Annotated in this window: 2 protein-coding genes; both read left to right on the top strand. The window is 66.6% G+C overall.

The features are described 5' to 3' along the window. The first annotated feature begins 382 nt into the window (after positions 1–382). Positions 383–1645 (top strand): type II secretion system F family protein, encoded by a 1263-nt coding sequence (locus JMO03_RS00225; RefSeq protein ID WP_202839043.1) that lies wholly within the window; start codon positions 383–385, stop codon positions 1643–1645. A gap of 321 nt (positions 1646–1966) precedes the next feature. Then, positions 1967–2827: a prepilin peptidase gene (locus JMO03_RS00220; protein WP_202839041.1), complete on the top strand. Its 861-nt coding sequence runs from the start codon at positions 1967–1969 to the stop codon at positions 2825–2827. Positions 2828–3039 lie beyond the last annotated feature (212 nt).

Raw genomic sequence — 3039 nt, 5'->3', positions numbered from 1 at the left:
CGCGGCTGAAGCCGCTCCTACAACGGCCCATCGGCCCGTAGGAGCGCCTTCAGGCGCGACCGGAATCTCGACGCATCTGCCGATCGAACGCGGGGTCGCGGGTCGCGGCTGAAGCCGCTCCTACGACGGCCCTGTCGCCTGTAGGAGCGCCTTCAGGCGCGACCGGCTTCTTCAACGCGTCGGACAGCCCGAATCGCCTGCGTGTATCGGCCCGACCATGTCCGCCAGAGCGTGGCGGCGTCGAATCCGGCGGCCGGGACGCCCCCGGCAGGCCAAACCCGGTCGGCCGTCACATACTTGAATTTCACTTCGCCGCGTAAACGGCTAACATCCAAGGGAATTCGTCGGCTGGGGAGGCCGGCGAGCATCAGGGGAACCACCGATGGCCGTGACACGCTCCGCCGCCAAGACCGCTACCAGACCCGTCGCCCGTGCCGGGGTGACGCAGGACACCTTCGTCTGGGAGGGCACCGACAAGCGCGGCGTCAGGATGAAGGGCGAGGAGCAGTCCAAGAACGCCAACATGCTGCGCGCCGAGCTGCGTCGTCGCGGCATCTCGCCGACGCTCGTCAAGAACAAGCCCAAGCCGCTGTTCGGGGGCACGGGCAAGCCGATCACGGCGAAGGACATCGCGGTCTTCAGTCGCCAGCTGGCGACGATGATCAAATCCGGCGTACCGCTGGTCGCGGCGCTGGAGATCATCGGCAACGGCAACAAGAACGTGCGGATGAAGAAGCTGGTCGACACCCTGCGCGTGGACATCGAGGGCGGCTCGTCGATCTACGAGGCGATGAGCAAGCACCCGGTGCAGTTCGACGAGCTGTACCGCAACCTGGTGAAGGCCGGCGAAGGCGCCGGCGTGCTGGAAACGGTGCTCGACACCATCGCCACGTACAAGGAAAATATCGAGACCCTCAAGGGCAAGATCAAGAAGGCGCTGTTCTATCCGGCGATGGTCATCGTCGTGGCGATCCTGGTCAGCGCGCTGCTGCTGATCGTGGTGGTGCCCCAGTTCGAGGCGACCTTCGCCAGTTTCGGCGCGGAGCTGCCGGCATTCACCCAGCTCATCATCGGCGCCAGCAAGTTCATCCTGAAGTGGTGGTGGATGATCCTGCTGGTGGTCGGCGGCGGCATCTTCGGCTTCATCTTCGCGCTCAAGCGCTCGCCGAGACTGCAGCATACGATGGACCGGCTGAGCCTGAAGATCCCGGTGATCGGGCAGGTCCTGCACAACGCGTCGATCGCCCGCTTCGCCCGCACCCTGGCCGTGACCTTCAAGGCCGGCGTGCCGCTGGTCGAGGCGATGGGGATCGTGGCCGGCGCCACCGGCAACAAGGTGTACGAGCAGGCGGTGCTGCGCATGCGCGACGACATCTCGGTCGGTTACCAGGTCAACATGGCGATGAAGCAGGTGAACCTGTTCCCGCACATGGTGGTGCAGATGACCGCGATCGGCGAGGAGGCCGGTGCGCTCGACACCATGCTGTTCAAGGTGGCCGAGTTCTACGAGGAGGAAGTGAACAACGCCGTGGACGCGTTGAGCAGCCTGCTCGAGCCGCTGATCATGGTGGTGATCGGCGCGGTCGTCGGTGCGATGGTGATCGGCATGTACCTGCCGATCTTCAAGCTCGCCGCGACGATCTGACGGCTGCACGATCTTCCGGATGCGGCACCTGTCCTTCCGGGCACCGGCACTCGTCACTCCGGGCGCCGGCATCCGTCATTGCGCACACCGGTACCTGCCATTACCGGGTAATGGCATCCATCGTTGCGCACACCGGCACCTGTCGCCAGGCACAGGCACCTGTCATTCCGAGCGCAGCGAGGAATCTGCTTGTATCCTCCTGCAACGCGGCCGCAGGCAGATTCCTCGCTGCGCTCGGAATGACAACTTTATTCATGGCGCTTCCCCGCTGCGCTCGGAATGACAGGTTGATTCGTGGACGCTTCCGGTAGACACACCTAGATGGCTTACCTCGACCAGAACCCCGAACTCGGCTACCCGATGGTCGCCGGGCTGGGCCTCCTCGTGGGCAGCTTCCTCAACGTGGTGATCCTGCGCCTGCCGCGGCGCATGGAGTGGGAGTGGAACCGCGACGCGCGCGAGGTGCTCGGCGAGCCGGAGCTCTACGACCCGCCCCCGCCCGGGATCGTGGTCGAGCGCTCGCATTGCCCACACTGCGGGCACCAGTTGTCGTGGTACGAGAACATCCCGCTGTTCAGCTGGCTGGCGCTGCGCGGCAAGTGTCGCAACTGCAAGGCGCCGATCTCGATCCAGTACCCGCTGGTGGAACTGCTCACGGCGGTGCTGTGCGCGCTGTGCGTGTGGCGCTTCGGGTTCGGCTGGCAGGGCTTCGGGGCGTGCCTGCTGACCTGTTTCCTGATCGCCCTGTCGGGCATCGACCTGCGCACGCAGCTGCTGCCCGATTCGCTCACCCTGCCGCTGATGTGGCTGGGGCTGATCGCCGCGGCCGACCACCTGTACATGCCGGCCAAGCCCGCCCTGCTCGGCGCGATCGTCGGCTACGCGAGCCTGTGGTCGGTGTGGTGGGTGTTCAAGCAGGTCACCGGCAAGGAAGGCATGGGCCACGGCGATTTCAAGCTGCTGGCCGCGCTGGGCGCCTGGGTGGGGCTGGCGGGCGTGTTGCCGATCATCCTGCTCTCGTCGGTGGTCGGCGCGCTGGTCGGTTCGATCTGGCTGGCGATGAAGGGCCGCGACCGCGCCACGCCGATCCCGTTCGGGCCGTACCTGGCGATCGCCGGGTGGATCGTCTTCATGTGGGGCGAGCAGTTGATCGGGCTGTATCGCGGGTATGCGGGGCTTTAGTCGCCCCCGCGCTTGCTCCGCGTGCACGGAGGGCGTTTCCACGACGGCGCGTGGGAGGCGGTCGCGCCTGAAGGCGCTCCTACAATCGCACGTGGGCAGCCCGTAGGAGCGGCTTCGGCCGCGATGCCCCGCCCGCGGCGGCGGATACGCGAGGCTGGCTGCGGGAGGTCGCGCCGAAGGCCCTCCCACGACCACGCGTGGGAGACGGTCGC

It is taken from the genome of Luteimonas saliphila (assembly GCF_016774335.1).
GTDB lineage: Bacteria > Pseudomonadota > Gammaproteobacteria > Xanthomonadales > Xanthomonadaceae > Luteimonas > Luteimonas saliphila.
Note: the sequence above shows the minus strand (reverse complement) of the source record. Positions and strands in the feature narration are given on the sequence as shown.

Excerpts from the sequence above, each read along its gene's own strand:
- JMO03_RS00220 (WP_202839041.1), top strand. The coding sequence starts at position 1,967 with ATGGCTTACCTCGACCAGAACCCCGAACTCGGCTACCCGATGGTCGCC.
- JMO03_RS00225 (WP_202839043.1), top strand. The coding sequence starts at position 383 with ATGGCCGTGACACGCTCCGCCGCCAAGACCGCTACCAGACCCGTCGCC.